This is a genomic window from Chromobacterium sp. LK1, from assembly GCF_001043555.1.
Lineage (GTDB): Bacteria > Pseudomonadota > Gammaproteobacteria > Burkholderiales > Chromobacteriaceae > Chromobacterium > Chromobacterium aquaticum.
The window spans coordinates 84284-102586 of sequence record NZ_LDUI01000002.1 but is presented as its reverse complement, the minus strand read 5'-3'; the positions used below and the strand labels follow the sequence as shown (position 1 = coordinate 102586).

General features: G+C 63.5%; 20 protein-coding genes. 3 read left to right on the top strand and 17 right to left on the bottom strand.

The window, feature by feature from the left end:
• Nucleotides 1-11: 11 nt before the first annotated feature.
• The 7 genes from hisG to VI26_RS01660 form a co-directional block, all read right to left on the bottom strand.
• Nucleotides 12-653, bottom strand: coding sequence for an ATP phosphoribosyltransferase (gene hisG / locus VI26_RS01690; protein WP_048408009.1), 642 nt, complete (start codon nucleotides 651-653; stop codon nucleotides 12-14).
• A gap of 54 nt (nucleotides 654-707) precedes the next feature.
• A complete protein-coding gene (locus VI26_RS01685; protein WP_231580938.1) occupies nucleotides 708-1424 on the bottom strand; it encodes a flagellar brake protein in 717 nt (238 codons plus the stop codon).
• 93 nt (nucleotides 1425-1517) lie between these two features.
• A complete protein-coding gene (locus tag VI26_RS01680; protein ID WP_048408007.1) occupies nucleotides 1518-2105 on the bottom strand; it encodes an SCO family protein in 588 nt (195 codons plus the stop codon).
• A complete protein-coding gene (locus tag VI26_RS01675; RefSeq protein WP_048408006.1) occupies nucleotides 2105-3004 on the bottom strand; it encodes a heme o synthase in 900 nt (299 codons plus the stop codon). The genes VI26_RS01680 and VI26_RS01675 overlap by 1 nt, the downstream gene beginning before the upstream one ends.
• A gap of 24 nt (nucleotides 3005-3028) precedes the next feature.
• Nucleotides 3029-4045 carry a heme A synthase gene (locus VI26_RS01670; RefSeq protein ID WP_048408005.1) on the bottom strand — a complete coding sequence of 339 codons (1017 nt, stop codon included), beginning with the start codon at nucleotides 4043-4045 and terminating at the stop codon, nucleotides 3029-3031.
• 74 nt (nucleotides 4046-4119) lie between these two features.
• The gene (locus VI26_RS01665) at nucleotides 4120-4638 is read right to left on the bottom strand and encodes a hypothetical protein (protein WP_048408004.1); all 519 of its coding nucleotides are present in this window, start codon (nucleotides 4636-4638) and stop codon (nucleotides 4120-4122) included.
• Nucleotides 4635-5258 (bottom strand): SURF1 family protein, encoded by a 624-nt coding sequence (locus VI26_RS01660; protein WP_082150820.1) that lies wholly within the window; start codon nucleotides 5256-5258, stop codon nucleotides 4635-4637. The genes VI26_RS01665 and VI26_RS01660 overlap by 4 nt, the downstream gene beginning before the upstream one ends.
• 85 nt (nucleotides 5259-5343) lie before the next feature.
• Between VI26_RS01660 and VI26_RS01655 the strand changes: the two genes are divergently transcribed.
• A complete protein-coding gene (locus tag VI26_RS01655; protein ID WP_048408003.1) occupies nucleotides 5344-5541 on the top strand; it encodes a DUF2909 family protein in 198 nt (65 codons plus the stop codon).
• A gap of 78 nt (nucleotides 5542-5619) precedes the next feature.
• Here the strand turns inward: VI26_RS01655 and VI26_RS01650 are convergent, their stop codons facing one another.
• The 7 genes from VI26_RS01650 to VI26_RS01625 all read right to left on the bottom strand — a co-directional run bounded on the left by VI26_RS01650 (nucleotide 5620) and on the right by VI26_RS01625 (nucleotide 12956).
• Nucleotides 5620-6483 (bottom strand): cytochrome c oxidase subunit 3, encoded by an 864-nt coding sequence (locus tag VI26_RS01650; protein ID WP_048408002.1) that lies wholly within the window; start codon nucleotides 6481-6483, stop codon nucleotides 5620-5622.
• A gap of 21 nt (nucleotides 6484-6504) precedes the next feature.
• Nucleotides 6505-6681 carry a DUF2970 domain-containing protein gene (locus VI26_RS23520; protein WP_081544914.1) on the bottom strand — a complete coding sequence of 59 codons (177 nt, stop codon included), beginning with the start codon at nucleotides 6679-6681 and terminating at the stop codon, nucleotides 6505-6507.
• The gene (locus VI26_RS01645; RefSeq protein WP_048408001.1) at nucleotides 6678-7232 is read right to left on the bottom strand and encodes a cytochrome c oxidase assembly protein; all 555 of its coding nucleotides are present in this window, start codon (nucleotides 7230-7232) and stop codon (nucleotides 6678-6680) included. Before VI26_RS01645 ends, VI26_RS23520 begins: the two co-directional genes overlap by 4 nt.
• Before the next feature lie 10 nt (nucleotides 7233-7242).
• Nucleotides 7243-8880, bottom strand: a complete 1638-nt coding sequence (gene ctaD / locus VI26_RS01640; protein ID WP_048408000.1) for a cytochrome c oxidase subunit I — start codon at nucleotides 8878-8880, stop codon at nucleotides 7243-7245.
• A gap of 38 nt (nucleotides 8881-8918) precedes the next feature.
• Nucleotides 8919-10031, bottom strand: coding sequence for a cytochrome c oxidase subunit II (gene coxB / locus VI26_RS01635; protein ID WP_048407999.1), 1113 nt, complete (start codon nucleotides 10029-10031; stop codon nucleotides 8919-8921).
• A gap of 177 nt (nucleotides 10032-10208) precedes the next feature.
• Entirely contained in the window at nucleotides 10209-10847 is a 639-nt protein-coding gene (gene bioD / locus VI26_RS01630) for a dethiobiotin synthase (protein WP_048407998.1), read from the bottom strand.
• Nucleotides 10848-11147: 300 nt separating this feature from the next.
• Complete coding sequence (locus tag VI26_RS01625) at nucleotides 11148-12956, bottom strand: 2-isopropylmalate synthase (protein ID WP_048408039.1); 1809 nt, start codon at nucleotides 12954-12956, stop codon at nucleotides 11148-11150.
• 235 nt (nucleotides 12957-13191) lie between these two features.
• Here VI26_RS01625 and asd point away from each other — a divergent pair, with 235 nt between their 5' ends.
• Nucleotides 13192-14034 (top strand): archaetidylserine decarboxylase, encoded by an 843-nt coding sequence (asd, locus tag VI26_RS01620; protein WP_048407997.1) that lies wholly within the window; start codon nucleotides 13192-13194, stop codon nucleotides 14032-14034.
• 52 nt (nucleotides 14035-14086) lie between these two features.
• On the top strand, nucleotides 14087-14764 hold the full coding sequence (locus VI26_RS01615) for a transaldolase family protein (RefSeq protein ID WP_048407996.1): 678 nt from the start codon (nucleotides 14087-14089) through the stop codon (nucleotides 14762-14764).
• A 74-nt stretch (nucleotides 14765-14838) separates the two neighbouring features.
• Here VI26_RS01615 and ilvC read toward each other — a convergent pair whose 3' ends face one another.
• Genes ilvC through ilvB form a run of 3 tightly spaced genes read right to left on the bottom strand, consistent with a single transcriptional unit; the run spans nucleotide 14839 to nucleotide 18184 of the window.
• Complete coding sequence (gene ilvC, locus VI26_RS01610; protein ID WP_048407995.1) at nucleotides 14839-15855, bottom strand: ketol-acid reductoisomerase; 1017 nt, start codon at nucleotides 15853-15855, stop codon at nucleotides 14839-14841.
• A 59-nt stretch (nucleotides 15856-15914) separates the two neighbouring features.
• Complete coding sequence (ilvN, locus tag VI26_RS01605) at nucleotides 15915-16406, bottom strand: acetolactate synthase small subunit (protein WP_019101853.1); 492 nt, start codon at nucleotides 16404-16406, stop codon at nucleotides 15915-15917.
• Between the two features lie 11 nt (nucleotides 16407-16417).
• Nucleotides 16418-18184: a biosynthetic-type acetolactate synthase large subunit gene (gene ilvB, locus VI26_RS01600; RefSeq protein WP_048407994.1), complete on the bottom strand. Its 1767-nt coding sequence runs from the start codon at nucleotides 18182-18184 to the stop codon at nucleotides 16418-16420.
• Nucleotides 18185-18303 lie beyond the last annotated feature (119 nt).

Sequence of the window (18303 nt, the reverse complement as noted above, 5' to 3'; positions counted from 1 at the left end):
GGGGACAGACCTCAGGCCGGCACGGCGCCGGCGAATGCGTCCAGCACCGGCTGGATCACGTCGTGTTTGAGCTTGAGCGCGGCTTGGTTGACCACCAGCCGCGAACTGATGTCGACAATGTGCTCGACCGCGCACAGATCATTGGCGCGCAGCGTGCCACCGGTGGACACCAGGTCGACAATGGCGTCGGCCAGGCCGACCAGCGGCGCCAGTTCCATCGAGCCGTAGAGCTTGATGATATCGACGTGCACGCCCTTGCGGGCGAAGTGTTCGCGCGCGATCTGCGGGTACTTGGTGGCGATCTTCAAGCGCGCGCCGCGGCGCACCGCTGCCTCGTAGTCAAAGCCATTCTGCACCGCCACCATCATCTTGCACTTGGCGATATTCAGATCCAGCGGTTGGTACAGGCCGGCGCCGCCGTGCTCGATCAGCACGTCGCGGCCGGCGATGCCCAGATCGGCCGCGCCGTACTGGACATAGGTCGGCACATCGGATGCGCGCACGATCACCAGTTGCACGCCCGGATGGTTGGTGCCGATGATCAGCTTGCGCGAGGCTTCGGGGTCCTCCGCCGGAATGATGCCGGCGGCGGCCAGCAGGGGCAGGGTTTCTTCAAAGATGCGCCCTTTGGACAGGGCAATAGTCAGCTTCATGGTGTCTTGCGGCAAGAATGAAAATCGGAATGAAAACAGAGCTTAGGCGTCGGGCTAGCCCACCAGCGCGCGGCGTTCGCGCTCCAGCAGGCCGACATAGCGCTGGATCTGCGTTTCCAGCGCCGGGGTCAGCCCCAGGTAGGAGCAGCCGATGCGCACCGCCTCGTTGCCGTTGCGCAGCTTGGCGGCCAGCCTATGCCTGACCTCCAGGCCGAGATGCAATGCGCCCAGCGGTTTCAGGTCCAGCGTGCAGCGCTGGTATTGCTGGCCGATCTCGAAGCCGGGCGTGTCGGCCTGCGGCAGCCACATGCTGACGCCGCCCAGGCTGATGTCGAATAGGATCAGGTCCGCCGGTTTGTGCGGATAATCGGCCACATGGCAGATCACCGGATTGGCCACCGGCGTCTGGATGCGGAAAAACTCGCGGCGCTGCAGCTTGATCACTTGCTCGGGCAGGTCGGCCTGGAACGCCGGCTGGCCGTCCCAGTCTATGCGCCGCACCTGGCCGGTGACGAACTGGGTCTTGACCCCTTCCGGCGAGCAGACGAAGACGTTGCGCTCGCTGGCCAGCAAGTGTTCATTGGTCTCCGGGTCCGCGCCCCAGTCGAACACCAGGGTACCAGCCTTGTGGTCCACTTCCAGGAAACGGGTCAGGATGAAGGTTTTTCCCTTATTGGAAAACACCGTCACCATGTGGCCGTTCTTGGCGATGCCGGCCAGATGATGGGCGATCTCCACCGACGTGGACAGCGTGTATTTGGCGAGGTCCAACGATGGCTGCGAGCCGGATGTTGCGCCAGCGTTATGGTCGTTGCTCACTTTGATCCGACTTTCATGTCTGCGTCAGTTTCCGATAGCCCAAGTTTAGCGTAACAACTGGCCAATATCATGAGCCAAGCTCGCCGACGGCGTGCCATAGGCCTCAAACACCCGCAAGCGGCCCTTCTTGTCCAGCAAATAGGAGCCGGCGCTGTGATCCACGCTATAGCCGCCGCCCGGCTGGCTGACGCGCTGGGCAACGATCTTGTACTGGTTCTTGATTTGCTCCACCTCGCCGGCCGTGCCGGTCAGGCCGACGAAGCTGCGATTGAAATGCGGCACATAGCCGGCCAGCACCTGCGGCGTATCGCGCTCGGGATCGATGCTGACGAACAGCACCTGCACCTCGCCGGCCTTGTCGCCCAGCTGCTTCACCGCGGCCGCGTATTCCAGCATGGTGGTCGGGCACACGTCCGGGCAATGGGTGTAGCCGAAGAACAGCACCACCACCTTGCCCTGGTACTGGGACAGGCTGCGGCGCTGGCCTTGGTGATCGGTCAAGGTGAAATCGCCGCCGATGGACGCGCCGGCGACATCGGTGCCTTTCAGGTCCAGTTTGGGTTCTTCCGGCGAGCAGGCGGCCAGCCACAGCGGCAGCAGCAGCCAGCCGGCGAGTTTTATCAATTTGCGCATCAGGAAACGGGTATCAGCCAGTAATGGTCTATCAGCAGAGCCGCGAATAGCCAAGTCAGATACCAGATCGACCAAGCAAACGTGCGGCGGGCCAAAGCGTCAGCATACTGACGATGCAGGCGCACGGCAAGAAACACCAGCCGCGCGTCCAGGGCCAGCGCCGCCAGCAGATAGAACCAGCCCGACATCCCCATCGCCACCGGCAGCAAGGTCACCGCCGACAGCAGCAGCGAGTACAGCAGAATCGACAGCGTGGTGAAGCGCTGGCCGTGAGTCACCGGCAGCATGGGCAGGCCGGCGCGGGCATAGTCGTCGCGGCGGTACAGCGCCAGCGCCCAGAAATGCGGCGGCGTCCACGCGTAGATGATCAGGAACAGCACCAGCGCGAACGCGTGCACCTCGCCGGTCATCGCCGCCCAGCCCAAGACCGGCGGCATCGCGCCGCTGGCGCCGCCGATCACGATGTTCTGCGGCGTATTGGGCTTGAGCAGCAGGGTGTAGACGATGGCGTAGCCGACGAAGGTGGCCAGCGTCAGCCAGGCGGTCAGCGCATTGACCAGGCCTGCCAACAAGGCCATGCCGATGCCGCCGGCGGTCAGCGCGATGACCAGGGTTTCGCCGACGCCGGCTTCGCCGCGCGCGGTGGCGCGCCAGGCGGTGCGACGCATATTGACGTCCACCGAGCGCTCCACCAGGCAATTGATCATCGCCGCCGCGCCGGCCACCAGCGCGATGCCGGCGGTGGCCGGCAGCAAGCGCGCCGGGTCCGGCCAGCCCGGCCCCGCCAGAAACATGCCGATCACCGCGCAAAACACGATCAGCCCCACCACCCTGGGCTTGGCCAGCAGCAGCAGGGCCAGCGCATGCTGGCGCGCCTGCCTAAGCTCTATTGCGTCCATGCTCCCCCCTTTGCCATCCGGCGTTCAAACCCATTCGCGGCCGTCCTTGGCCGCGCGCAGCAACGGCTGCTCCACCGCCCGCGCCTGCCGTGCCAGCGGGCGCAGCCGCCAGGCCAGCAGGCTGCTGAGCAGCAATAAACAGGCGGCGCCGGCATTGTGCAGCACCGCCACCGGCAAGGGCAGCGCCAGCAGCACATTGGCGATGCCCAGCCCGATCTGCAGCGACAGCGCCGCCAGCAAGCAACACAGGTGGCCGCGCAGCGCCGGCAGCCGCCAGCCGGCGCGCGCCACACTCAGGCACAGCGCGGCCACCAACAGGGCCCCCAGCCGGTGCAGCCAGTGGATAGCCACCAGATTGCCCACTGCCAGCGGACTGCCGTCAGGCGCTTCGCCCAGCGCGCGGAATAGATGGAAAGCGTGTTCGAAGCGCATCTGCGGCCACCATTCGCCATTGCAGGCGGGAAAACCCTGACAGGCCAGCGCCGCGTAATTGGTGGACACCCAGCCGCCCAGAGCCAGCTGCAATGCCACCGCCAACGCCAGCGCGCGCGCCAGCCAGGCCAGCGGCGCCGGCGCGGCCAAAGGCGGCAGCCGCGGCGACAGCGCCAGCCAGGCCAGCAACAGCAGCACCGATGCTCCGCCCAATAGATGCAGGGTGACAATGGCCGGTTTCAGCAGCAAGGTCACCGTCCACATGCCCAGCAAGCCCTGCAGCAACACCACCGCCAACAAGGCGCCGGCCGCGCGGCGATGGTATTTGCGCCGCCACGCCTGCCAGCCGATGGCGACGATCAGCAAACCCAGCGCGCCGGCCAGGTAGCGATGCCCCATTTCCCGCCAGGCCTTGCCCAGGCTGACCGGTCCGTCAGGGTTCTGTGCGTGCTGCTGCAGGATTTCGGCGGCGGCGTGGTGCGGAGAAATCTGGCCGTAGCATCCCGGCCAGTCCGGGCAGCCCAGCCCGGCGTCGGACAGGCGCACATAGGCGCCGAAAGGCACGACCACGCATGCCAGGATGAATGCCAGCCAGATCAGTCGCCTCATGCTGCGCTCCCCTTGTCGAGCGGCCAACAAACTGCGAATGTCGCGAACCGCGCGTGCGCCGCGACAGAATGGACTCAACCGATGCCGTTATTGGTTTTCAGCACCCGGCCGATTTCCTGTATCACTTTCTTGGGATCGGCGGCATCGGGGTAGAACAAGACCTGGTTGCCCAACGGGTCCACCAGGTAATAGCCGCCATCGTCGACGTCCGTCTGCACGGTTTGCACGATGTGGGTGGCGTCCACATCCTCGTGCAGCGCCTGTTCCTGCCAACCCAGCCGGGTCAGCCGGCCGGCGGCCTCGCCCTGGGCGATCTGGATCTGACGCATCGCGAAAAAGCGCTGCTGGCAGCGCGCCTGGCAGCCCGGCTCTATCCTGGCCGCCAGCACCCATTTGCCGCGCGGCCAGCCTTGCGCGCCGGTCAGCACGAACGGCCGGGTCGGCAGCAACTGACCGTAGCTCTTGCCACCCTGCGGCGGCATCAGCCGGTACACCGCCCAGGAGGCCAGTACCGGCGCCAGGCAGATCGCCGCCATCAACAACAGCTTCAGCCGGCCGCGACGCGCCGTCGGCGACACCTCCACCTGCGTCATTGGGAACGCCTCCTCAGTGAATACAAGGACAAGAGCAGTAGCAGGCCCAGCAATAGCCATTGCGCCGCATAGGCGTAATGGCGTTCCGGCATGAACTCCGGCAGCACCGGCCAATGCCGCAGCGGATCCTGCGAATGCTCCAATACCACCACGCCCTGATGCCAGGGACCGGAGTAGCGCTGGCGCAGCGCGGTCATATCGATGGAATCGACTCGCCCCTGGATGCCGGCCACCGCGCCGGGCAGCACGAAATGGCGCGGCAAGGGCATCCAATGGCCGCGCAAGGTCAGCGCCAGCGGGTCGATGGCGGGCAGCGTCACGCCGTCGGCCAGCCAGCCCAGGTCCACCAGGGCCATCGCGCCGTCGCTGAGCCGCCATGGCTGCAATACCCGCCGCCCCTTGACCTCGCCCAGATAGCTGTTTTCCAGCTGCAGCACCGGTCCGGCCGGATGCGCGTCCGGCAGCGCCACCCGGGTGAACTCCGGCTGCGGGCTGGCCTCGCGGTAGAGCAGGCTGACCGGTTGCACGCCGATGGCGCTGGTCAGCGAGCGCAGCAGCTCGGCCTTTTCCTGCGCGCGCTGCCATTGCCATGCCGCCAACAGGAAGGGCAGCAAGGCCATGAGCAATAAACACAGCCAAGCCAGGCGTTTGCCGCTAGACTTTAAAGCTGAAGACTGACGATCCAATCGACCGGGGGATTGCGCGATGAAATTTGTCATCCTGTTCTTGCTCGCCTGCATCTTGCTCGCTCTGTTCTGGGGTCTGACCGGCTTGCTGAAGTCCGATCAGGGCTCTCAACGCCTGGTTCGTTCCCTCACTCTGCGCATAGGCCTGTCCATCGGCCTGTTCCTGCTCTTGCTGCTGGGCGCGCTGTTTGGTTGGTGGCGTCCTCACCAAGCTTAGCCGAAGCGGCCGCCCCCGTCCGGCGGCGGCCCCTGGCCTTTGGTTCTGCCGCCGCGCGGCAGATAGCTAAGCTGTCTCTCACAACCAGTAGACGAAAACGAACAGCAACAGCCACACCACGTCGACGAAGTGCCAATACCAAGCCGCCGCCTCGAAGGCGAAATGGTGCTGGTCGTCAAAATGTCCGCGCATCACCCGCAGCCAGACCACGCCCAGGATGATGGTGCCCAGCAGCACATGCAGGCCGTGGAAGCCGGTCAGCATGAAGAAGGTCATGCCGTAGGCGCCCGAGGCCAGGGTCAGGTTCAGCTCCGACATCGCATGGCCGTATTCGAACAGTTGCAGGCACAGGAACAAGCTACCCAGCAGCACGGTCAGCAGCAGGCCCAGCTTCAACTGCTGCCGCTTGCCCTGCAGCAATGCCCAATGCGCCCAGGTCACCATCGCGCCGGAACTCAGCAGGATCAAGGTATTCAAGGCCGGCAGGCCCCAGGCGCCCATCGCCTGGTAGGGTTTGGTGATGCCGGGCCCGGTGGCCAGCGGCCAGGAGGGGTCGAAGTCCGGGTACAGTATCTTGTAGTCCATTTCGCCCAAGGTCGGCACCGATACCACCCGCACCCAGTACAAGGCGCCGAAAAAGGCGCCGAAGAACATCACTTCCGAGAAGATGAACCAGCCCATGCCCCAGCGGAAGGACATGTCCTCCTTGCCTTGGTAATCGCCATGCCGGCTTTCGCGGATCACATCGCCGAACCAGCCGAACAGCATATAGATCAAGATCAGCGCGCCCACGCCCAGCGATAGCTTGCCCAGCGGCTGGCCATTGACGGCGAAAGCCGCGCCCAATCCCAGGCAAAACAACGCCACCGCGCCCACCGCCGGCCAGCGCGATGGCTGTGGCACGAAATAATGCGTCTGCTCCTGCTCATTCGCTGTCGTCATTGCGTTCTCCCCGCACACCGATTAGGACGTGGCCAGCCGCACCACCAATAGCAACACTCCAATAAAAGTGGCCGCCAACAACAGCGCGGTCAATATCAGCTGCAGCGGCGACAGCTTGCTGTCCTCGCGCGCGTCCGCCTTGCGGCGCACGCCGAAAAAGGCGGACAGCACCGCCAACACTCCTTGCCATGCCCTCATGAACCGGCTCCCGCGTTGCCCGGCACATCGAATACGGTATAGGCCAGCGTGATGCTGTCTATCGAGGCCGGCAAACGCTTGTCTACGACGAATACCACCGGAAAACGCCGGGTTTCGCCCGGCGCGAACGCCTGTTGGCGGAAGCAGAAGCATTCCAGCTTCTTCACATACTCAGCCGCCGCCGCCGGCAGGTAACGCGGAATCGCCTGCCCCACAACCCGCTGGCCGCTGGCATTGGTGATTTCATATTCCACCTGCACGAACTGGCCGGGCTTCACCTTGAGCCGAGTCTGCAAGGGCCGCACCTGCCACGGCAGGCCGGCCTGCACCGTGGCATCGAAAGTCATTTCCACATCGTGCGCCGCCGCCGTGGCCGGCGCGGCCTCGTCCAGGCTATCGGCCTTGACCACGTTATTGAGACCGGTGACTTCGCACACCACGCGGTATAGCGGGATCAGCCCCCAGGCGAAGACGAACATCAGCAGCGCCACCACCGCCAGCTTCTTCATCAGCTGGCGGTTGCTGCGGCTCTGTTTGGCGGCGGCTTCCATCGCATCGGTCTCAGTGGTGCTCGCCGCCGCGGCTGGACACCACCACGCCGTTCTCTATCACTTCCAGCTGCGGCGCTTCGATGAAGCTGTGGTAGGGCGCCGGGGTCGGAATCGTCCATTCCAGCGTATTGGCGTCCTCCCACGGCAGTTGCGGCGCCGGTTTGCCGTGGCGCAGCGAGCGCAGGATGTTGAACAGGAAGATCAATTGACCGAAGCCGAACATGAAGGCGCCGATGCTGGCGATCTGGTTGAACTCGGTGAACTGCAGCGCGTAGTCGGGAATCCGCCGCGGCATGCCGGCCAGGCCAAGGAAGTGCATGGGGAAGAAGGTGACGTTGAACCACAGCAAGGACCACCAGAAGTGCAGCTTGCCCAGGCCCTCGTGGTACATCTTGCCCGTCATCTTGGGAAACCAGTAATAGATGGCGGAGAACAGGCTGAACAGCGCTCCGGCCACCAGCACGTAATGAAAGTGGGCGACCACGTAGTAGCTGGCGTGCAGCTGAATATCCACCGCCGCCACGCTGAGGGTGACGCCAGACAGTCCGCCTATGGTGAACAGCAGGATGAAGCCGATGGCGAACAGCATCGGCGTTTCAAACGTCATGCTGCCCTGCCACATGGTGGCCACCCAGTTGAACACTTTGACCCCGGTGGGCACCGCGATCAGCATGGTCGCGTACATGAAGAACAGCTGGGCGGTGGCCGGCATGCCGGTGGCAAACATATGGTGCGCCCACACCATGAAGGACAACACGCCGATGCTGGAGGTGGCGTAAACCATGGAGGTGTAGCCGAACAAGGGCTTGCGGGCGAAGGTCGGGATCACCTGGCTGATGATGCCGAAAGCCGGCAAGGCCATGATGTAGACCTCGGGATGACCGAAGAACCAGAACACGTGCTGGTACAGGATGGGATCGCCGCCGCCGGCGGCATTGAAGAAATGGGTGCCGAAATGGCGGTCGGTCAGCACCATGGTGACCACCCCGGCCAGCACCGGCATCACCGCGATGATCAGGTAGGCGGTGATCAGCGAGGCCCAGGCGAACATCGGCATCTTCATCATGGTCATGCCCGGCGCGCGCAGATTGAGGATGGTGACGATGATGTTGATCGACCCCATGATGGAGCTGACGCCCATGATGTGGATGGCGAAGATGGTCATGTCCATGCCCATGCCCATCTGGGTGGACAAGGGCGCGTACAGCGTCCAGCCGGCCGCGGCGGCGCCGCCGGGCACGATGAAGGACAGCAGCAGCAGCAAGGCCGCCGGCGGCAGCAGCCAGAAGCTCCAGTTGTTCATGCGCGCGAAGGCCATGTCTGGCGCGCCTATCATCAACGGCAGCATCCAGTTGGCCAGGCCGGTAAAGGCCGGCATGATGGCGCCGAATACCATGATCAGGCCGTGCAGGGTGGTGAATTGATTGAACAGCTCCGGCTGGAAGAACTGCAGGCCGGGCTGGAACAGCTCGGCGCGGATGCACAGCGCCATCACCCCGCCGGACAGGAACATGGTGAAGGAGAACCACAGATACATCGAACCGATGTCCTTGTGGTTGGTGGCCGCCAGCCAGCGCATGATGCCGCGCGGGCGTTCATGATGCTCCGGCGCGTGGCCGGCATGGCCGGCGTCGTCGACAATTGCCATATCACTCTCCTTGCGAGGGTCCGCCTTCAGCGCCGGGCTCAGCCGGTGGCGCCGCGGGCCGCCTTGATCTCTTTGGGCTGTACCATTTCACCGGTGTGATTGCCCCAGGCATTGCGCTCATAGGTGATCACCGCGGCGATGTCGGTATCGGACAGCTGCTTGCCCCAGGCTTGCATCGCCGGGTTTTTCTGGCTGCCGAACAGCACGATGTGGATGTGCGCCGGCTTGTCGGCGGTGGCTATCTTGGAGCCGTCCAAGGCAGGGAAGGCACCGGGCAGGCCCTTGCCGTTGGCCTGGTGGCAGGCGACGCAGTTCTGGGCATAGACTTTTTCGCCGCGGGCTTTCAAGTCGGCCAGCGTCCACACCTTGTTGGGATCATCCGCCGCCGCGGCCATCTGTTTTTTCTTGGCTTCCAGCCACTTGGCGTAATCCTCTGGCGCCTTGGCTTCCACCACGATGGGCATGTAGCCGTGGTCCTTGCCGCACAACTCGGAACACTGGCCGCGATAGGTGCCGGGCTTGTCGATGCGGAACCAGCTGTCGCGCAGGAAGCCGGGAATCGCATCCTGTTTGACGCCCAGCTGCGGCACCCACCAGGAGTGGATCACATCGTTGGCGGTCAACAGCAGCCGGACTTTCTTGCCGGTGGGCACCACCAGCGGCTCGTCCACTTCCAGCAGATAGTTGGTCGGCTTGGCCGCGGCGTTGGCGATGGCCTCGCGCGGCGTGGACAGATGGCTCATGAAGCCGAAACTGTCGTCCAGATAGTCGTAGCGCCACTTCCATTGATAACCGGTGACCTTGATGGTCATGTCCTCGCCGCGCGTGCTTTTCTGCGACAACACCACCTTGGTGGCCGGCCAGGCCATGCCGATCAGGATCAGCAGCGGGATCACCGTCCAGATGATTTCCACCGTGGTATTTTCATGGAAGTGCTTGGCCTGATGGCCGGCGGCCTTGCGATGGCGAACGATGGCGTAGAACATCACCAGGAACACCAGCGCGAAGATCACGCCGGTGATGATCAGCAGCATGGTGTGCAGATCGTACTGCTGGCGCGCAATGGGTGTGACGGGGGTTTGCAGGTTCAGCTCGGCCGCTGACGCGCAGGAAATCGGCAGCAAACAGCAAAGGACGCGCATACAGGACATAAGCCCCCCTTGAAATCCTCGACTGACATGAAAAACGCAGACTAGTCCGGTCTGTTCTGACGGCCGGTTAATCGCATGCTAGAAAAAAAGGTCAAGGAAAACAAGAAAATGTCTTGCGGCAACGCAATAAAATATTACGGATGCAAGTCGCGGCGCGCGCCGCCGCGCGCCGGCGGCTCAGTTGGATTCGCCGGCCTGATAGGGCACTTCCAGCAATAGCGGCGCCGGCATGTGCCGTTGCAGGGTTTCCAGGTTCTGTTCGTAAGCCTGTTGCTGCGGCACCACTCGATTGGCCACCCAGCCGGCCAGCGGCAGGCCGGCGTCCAGTACCGCGCGCGCGGTCAGCAAGGCGTGATTGATGCAGCCCAGCCGCATGCCCACCACCAGAATCACCGGCAATTGCAAGGCCTTGGCCATATCGGCCATGAACAGCCTATCGGACAGCGGGGCCATCCAGCCGCCCGCCGCTTCCACCACCACCACGTCGGCGCTGGCGGCCAATTGCTGATAATGGTCGACGATCACGTCCAGCCGAATCTCCACGCCGGCCTCGCTCGCTGCGATATGCGGCGACACCGGCGGCAAGAACCGGTAGGGATTCATCAGCTCCAGATCGGACTGGCCGGTGGCGGCGGTCAGCCGCGCCACATCGTCGTTCCACCAGCTACCGTCCGCCAGCAACTCGCAGCCGGATGCCACCGGCTTCATCGCCAGCACGCGCTTGCCTTCGGCCTGCCATTGGCGGATCAATTGCACGGCGACATGGGTCTTGCCGATTTCGGTGTCGGTGCCGGTGATGAAGAAGGCTGCGGACATGGGCGTTTTCCGTCATGGATTTAAGTTGAGAGCTGGCAGTCTAGCGCCGGCCCGGCCGCGCGTAAAACGCAAAAAACCCCGGCTCCGCCGCGCAACGACGCCGACCTCTTGGGTCGGCGATCCGCCGCGCGGCCTTGTGAGCCGGGGCCAAATGGGGCGGCCTTGTGGGCCTGATGGACTTCACAATCGATAAAGTGAACCCCCTGGGCCGGGTGGTCTAACGCTGACTGCGCGCCGACAAGGACGGGATGGAAAACCTTGTCGACGACGCGCCGCGCTGACCACCGCGACCGGAAAACCTCATACCAGCGCTTGTGCGTTCAGCCTTTGCTCCTGGTTCATCAATTTGTTCAAGGCCGACAGATACGCCTTGGCCGAGGACACGATGATGTCGGTGTCGGCGCCCTGACCGCTGACGATGCGGCCGTCGAGCGCCAGCCGCACCGTCACTTCACCTTGGGATTCGGTGCCCTTGGTGATGGCGTTCACCGAATACAGTTCCAGTTCCGCGCCGCTGTCCGCCACGCTCTCAATCGCCTTGAAGGCGGCGTCCACCGGGCCGGAGCCGCTGGACTGGGCGCGACGCTCTTCGCCATGCGCCAGGAACACGATGGAGGCCACTGGCGCTTCGCCGGTTTCGGTGGCGATCTTCAAGGACACCAGCTTGTATTCCTCTTCACGGCTGGAGCTCAGTTCGTCCGACACCAGCGCGTGCAGATCTTCGTCGAAAATCTCGCGCTTGCGATCCGCCAATTCCTTGAAGCGGGCGAAGGCGGCATTCAGCGCTTCTTCGCTGTCCAGCACGATGCCCAGCTCGACCAGCTTGGTCTTGAAGGCGTTGCGGCCGGACAACTTGCCCAGCGTCAGCCGGTTGGTGCTCCAGCCCACCGATTCGGCGGACATGATTTCGTAGGTTTCGCGGTGCTTGAGCACGCCGTCCTGATGAATGCCGGACTCGTGGGCGAAAGCGTTGGCGCCGACGATGGCCTTGTTGGGCTGCACCGGATAGCCGGTCACCGTGGAAACCAGCTTGGAGGCCGGCACGATCTGGGTGGCGTCGATGCCGGTTTCCAGCCCGAAAATATCCTTGCGGGTGCGCACCGCCATCACCACTTCCTCCAGGCTGGCGTTGCCGGCGCGCTCGCCCAGGCCGTTGATGGTGCACTCCACTTGGCGCGCGCCGCCCAGCACCGCGGCCAGGCTGTTGGCCACCGCCATGCCCAGGTCATTGTGGCAGTGCGTGGACCAGGTCACTTGGTCGCCGCCCGGCGTCTTGGCGATCAGTTCGCGGAAGAAGGCCTCGGTGGCGAAAGGCACCGCGTAGCCTACGGTATCCGGCACGTTCAGCGTGGTGGCGCCGGCCTTGATCACTTCGCCGAAAATGCGCGCCAGGAAGTTGATGTCCGAGCGCAGCGCGTCTTCGGCGGAGAACTCGACATCGTCGGTGTATTCGCGGGCTATGGTCACCGCTTCCACCGCCGCCGCCACCACTTCGTCCGGGCTCATGCGCAGCTTCTTTTCCATATGGATGGGGCTGGTGGCGATGAAGGTGTGGATGCGGCCGCGCGCGGCCGGCGTGATCGCCTCGCCGGCGGCGCGCACATCGCGCTCGTTGGCGCGCGCCAGGCTACAGACGGTGGAATCCTTGATCACTTCGGCAATCGCACGGATGGCATCGGCGTCGCCCGGGCTTGCCGCGGCGAAGCCGGCTTCGATGATGTCCACGCCCAGCCGCTCCAGCTGACGCGCAATCCGGATCTTCTCTTCCTTGCTCATCGATGCGCCCGGCGATTGCTCGCCATCGCGCAAGGTGGTGTCGAATATATAAAGACGATTGCCCATCTTGCTGTTTCTCCCTGGTCCCTGCGTTGCAATTTCCGCGCCTGTCCCGACGCCGATCAGATAATCGTTGAAATCGAAGCGTTTTCCCTGGCTCACCGCCAGGCCGGCCAGCTTGTTGAGCTGGGCCAGCGGCAGGCTGCCGCGTTCTCTCCATTTGTATATCGCCGCCCGAGTCACCGGCTCATCGGCGAACAAGCGATTCAGGTCCTCGGCCAGCTGTCCCGGCCCGCCGAAGTCCGCAATCAAGCGTTCAATGTCCAATTGCATCATGTGCTCCCGCAGCAAATTTTGATCCAGCCTACCGGCAAGCAGGACACAAAGTCAAATCTGCGCATTGAAAACTGTGATTAAAACGTCACACCTCATGTCCAAGCACAAAATATCAGACAAATCGTCTATTTTAAGCCGTAACATGCTCAAATTATAGGCAGTGGACACCCGATTCGGCGCCGGCAGATCGGTTATAATCTAGGGTTTAGTCAGATCGATCGAGGACAAACCAGTGTCCGAACGCCTGTTCGTGCTGTTGCAACACCTGATGCCCAAACTGGCCATGACCCGGTTCGCCGGCTGCATCGCCAACTGGGAAGCCGGCGCCCTGACCCAATGGATCATCCGCCGCTTCATCGCCCGCTATCAGGTGGACATGAGCGAAGCCGCCGCCAGCGACCCCGCCGCCTACGCCAGCTTCAACGCCTTCTTCACCCGCGCCTTGCGCGCCGACGCGCGCCCGCTGGCGGCTGCGCGCCTGATTTGCCCGGTGGACGGCGCCATCAGCCAGTTCGGCCGCATCGAGCGCGAGCAGATTTTTCAGGCCAAGGGCCGCAGCTATTCCAGCACCGCGCTACTGGCCGGAGATGCCACGCTGGCGCGCCGTTTCGACGATGGCCACTTCGCCACCATCTATCTGAGCCCGCGCGACTATCACCGCATCCACATGCCCTGCGCCGGCCGTTTGCTGGACATGCGCTATGTGCCGGGCGAACTGTACTCGGTGAACCCCGCCACCGCCCGCGGCGTGGACCGCCTGTTCGCGCGCAATGAACGCGTGGTCTGCAACTTCGAAGGCGAGGACGGCCAGCCCTTCGTCATGGTGCTGGTGGGCGCCACCATCGTCGGCAGCATGGCTACCGTCTGGCATGGCGTCGTCAATCCGCCGCGCCGCGCCGAGGTCTGCCTGTGGGATTACCGCGATCAGGACATCCACCTGGCCAAGGGCGAGGAGATGGGGCGCTTCCTGCTCGGCTCCACCGTGGTGCTATTGTTCCCGGCCGGGCCGCTGAGTTTCGACGCTGGCTGGCACGCGGCCAAGCCGGTGCGGCTGGGCGAGGCGATGGCCGATTGAGCGACACCGCCGGACGGCGCCGCCGCCCGGCAACGATGAGAAGGGGAGCGGCATGCAGATCTGGCTGGACACCATAGATTTCATCACCATCCGCCACGCCCGCCAGTTGGGCGTGCTCGCCGGCGTGACCACCAATCCGTCGATACTCGCCGCCGCGGAGCGGCCGGTAGAGGAGGTGCTGGACGCGCTGCTGGACCTGCAACCCGGCCTGCTGGCGGTGCAGGTCACCAGCGCGGATCCCGCCGTCCAGTTGCTGCAGGCGCGCCGGCTGGCCGCCAAGAGCGGACGCATCGTCGTCAAGGTTCCCGCCGTCGGCGCAGGCTTTCAAACCATGGCCACGCTGGAGCGCGAGGACATTCCCACGCTGGCCACCGCCATTTTCGAATCGCGCCAGATCGTGCTGGCCGGCCAGCTGGGCGTGCGCTACGCCGCGCCCTATATCAACCGCATCGAACAAGCCGGCCGGGATGCCGCCCTATTGCTGCGGGAGTCGCAGCAGATTCTCGATCGCTATGGCCAACCCACGGTGATCATGGGCGCGGCGGTGAAGTCGGCGGAGCAGTTCATGCAATGCGCGCGCGCCGGCATCGGCGCCGCCACCCTGCCGGCCGACACCTATCGGCTGCTGTTCGCCTCCAGTCCGGAACTGGACGCGGCGCTGCAGCGCTTCGACAGCGCCTGGAGCGCGAATCCGCTCGCAGCCGGGTCGGCGCTGTTCTCCGCCGCATAAGCGCCCTTGGGCGCAAACGTAAAAAAGCCGGGCTGCGCGCCCGGCTTCATCATTGCGGCTACGGCCAACGGCCATCAGTTCTTGGACTGATCCACCAGCTTGTTCTTGGCGATCCACGGCATCATCGCGCGCAGTTCGGCGCCCACTTTCTCGATCGGGTGATCGGCGGTCAGACGACGACGCGCGGTCATGCTTGGATAGTTGGTCTTGCCTTCCAGGATGAACATCTTGGCGTATTCGCCGGACTGGATGCGGTACAGCGCCTTCTTCATCGCGTCCTTGGTGGCCGAGGTCACCACTTCCGGGCCGGTCACGTACTCGCCGTACTCCGCGTTATTGGAGATCGAGTAGTTCATATTGGCGATGCCGCCTTCGTACATCAGATCGACGATCAGCTTCAGTTCGTGCAGGCACTCGAAGTAAGCCATTTCCGGCGCATAGCCGGCTTCCACCAGGGTTTCGAAGCCGGCCTTGACCAGTTCCACCGCGCCGCCGCACAACACCGCCTGCTCGCCGAACAGATCGGTCTCGGTTTCCTCGCGGAAATTGGTCTCGATCACGCCGCCCTTGGTGCCGCCGTTGGCCGCCGCGTAGGACAATGCCACGTCGCGCGCCTTGCCGGACTTGTCCTGGTAAACCGCGATCAGCGTCGGCACGCCGCCGCCCTTCAGGTATTCGGAGCGCACGGTGTGGCCCGGGCCTTTCGGCGCCACCATGATCACGTCGACGTCGGCCGGCGGCACGATCTGGTTGTAATGGATGTTGAAGCCGTGAGCGAAGGCCAGCGCCGCGCCCTTCTTCAGATTGGGGGCGATGTCCTTGCCGTAGACGTCCGGCTGCGACTCGTCCGGCAGCAGAATCATCACCACGTCGGCCTTCTTCACCGCCTCGGCCACTTCCTTGACCTTGTGGCCGGCCGCTTCCGCCTTCTTCCAGGACGCGCCGTCCTTGCGCAGGCCCACCACGACGTCCACGCCGGAGTCTTTCAGGTTCTGCGCATGGGCATGGCCCTGGGAACCGTAGCCGATGATGGCGACTTTCTTGCCCTTGATGATGGAGAGGTCAGCGTCTTTGTCGTAGAAAACTTTCATTTGCAATCCTTGATTTCGTTTGTTTAGGCGGCCCGGCCCTGGGCCGGCGCCCGCCTGCGTCAGATTTTCAGAACCCGCTCACCCCGACCAATGCCGGATGCGCCGGTACGGACCGTTTCCAGGATCACTGTGCGGTCCACCGCCTCGATGAAGGCGCCGAGCTTTTCGCTCGTACCGGTCAGCTCGATGGTGTAAGTCTTTTCCGTCACGTCGATGATGCGTCCGCGGAAGATGTCGGCCATGCGCTTCATCTCCTCGCGGTCCTTGCCGGTGGCGCGGACCTTGATCAGCATCAGCTCGCGCTCGATGTGCTCGGATTCATTGAGGTCTATCACCTTGACCACCTCGATCAGCTTGTTGAGCTGCTTGGTGATCTGCTCGATGACTTCGTCGGAACCGTGAGTGACGATAGTCATGCGCGACAGCGTCGGGTCCTCGGTCGTGGACACTGTCAGCGAATCGATGTTGTAGGCACGGGCCGAAAACAGGCCCACCACGCGGGACAATGCGCCCGCTTCGTTTTCCAGAAGAATGGATAGGATATGTCGCATACCGGCTGGCCTCAACACATATTGCCGTAGTCACGGTTGTTCTCGAAAGGCACGTTCTGCACCTCGCTCATGTGCGCGGGCAGGTCCATCTGGTCCAGACCTTTGCCGTTTTGCACCATCGGGAACACGTTCTCGGACTGATCGGTACGGAAATCCAGGAACACCAGGCGTTCTTTCAGCTTCTGGCTGAACGCCTCCTTCAGCACCGGCTCCACATCGGCGGGATTTTCCACCTTGAAGCCGACATGGCCGTAAGCCTCGGCGATTTTGACGAAGTCCGGCAAGGCGTCCATATAGGATTCGGAGTAACGCGTGCCATAGAAGAACTGCTGCCACTGGCGCACCATGCCCAGATAGCGGTTGTTCAGCGCCAGCACCTTCACCGGGGTGTGGTATTGCTTGCAGGTGGACAGCTCCTGGATATTCATCTGGATCGAACCCTCGCCGGTGATGCAGGCGACGGTGGCGTCCGGATTGGCCAATTGCGCGCCCATCGCCGCCGGCAGGCCGAAGCCCATGGTGCCGAGGCCGCCGGAGTTCAGCCACTGCTTGGGGCTGTCGAACTTGTAGTACTGCGCCGCCCACATCTGGTGCTGGCCCACGTCGGACGTGACGATGGCCTTGCCGCCGGTGATCTCGTACAGCTGCTCCACCACGAATTGCGGCTTGATCAGCTCGCTGGACGGGGTGTACAGCAGACAGTTGTGGCCGCGCCATTCCTCTATCTGTTTCCACCAGCCGGCCAGGGCTTGAGCGTCCGGCTTCTGGCCGGATTGCTTCAGCAAGTCCAGCATGTCTTTCAGCACATGCTTGACGTCGCCGACGATGGGAATGTCCGCCTTCACCCGCTTGGAGATGGAGGACGGGTCCACGTCGATGTGGATGATCTTCTTCGGCTGGCTGAGGAAGTGCGAGGGCACGCTGATCACGCGATCGTCGAAACGCGCGCCTATGGCCACCAATACGTCGCAGTACTGCATCGCCATATTGGCTTCATAAGTGCCGTGCATGCCCAGCATGCCGAGGAACTGCGGATCGGAACCCGGATAGGCGCCCAGGCCCATCAGGGTGTTGGTACACGGCAGGCCCAGCGATTTGACCAGTTCGGTCACTTCGCCGGCGGCATTGCCCTGCACCGCGCCGCCGCCCACGTAAATAAAGGGGCGCTTGGCTTCCAACAGCAGGTTCACCGCTTTCTTGATCTGCCCCGGGTGGCCGCGGGTAGCCGGCACGTAGGAGCGGATATGCACGCTTTCCGGGTATTGGAATTCCGTGCGCTGCTGGGTGATGTCCTTGGGGATGTCCACCACCACCGGGCCGGGACGGCCGGTCTTGGCGATGTAGAACGCCTTTTTGATGGTGGCGGCGATCTCGTTCACATCCTTGACCAGGAAGTTGTGCTTCACGCACGGGCGGGTGATGCCCACCATGTCCACTTCCTGGAAGGCGTCCAGGCCGATGGCCGGAGACGGCACCTGGCCGGACAGCACCACCATGGGGATGGAGTCCATATAGGCGGTGGCAATGCCGGTCACGGCATTGGTCGCGCCGGGGCCGGAGGTGACCAGGGCCACGCCCACCTTGTCGCTGGAACGGGAGTAGGCATCGGCGGCATGCACCGCCGCCTGCTCGTGCCTGACCAGCACATGTTTGAATTTGTCCTGCCGGAAAATGGCATCGTAGATTTCCAGCACCGCGCCGCCGGGGTAGCCGAAAACGAATTCGACACCTTCTTCCTGCAGGCAGCGGACAACCGCTTCCGCGCCCGATATCTGCATATCGCCTCTTTGTCTTTGTGTTAGTTTCATCCCGTATCGGACGACCTTAGCGTATAGCTTTGAAGCCGGTCAAGTGCTTTTGTGCAGGTGCAATATGCATCTAAGCCTCGGTAAATTCA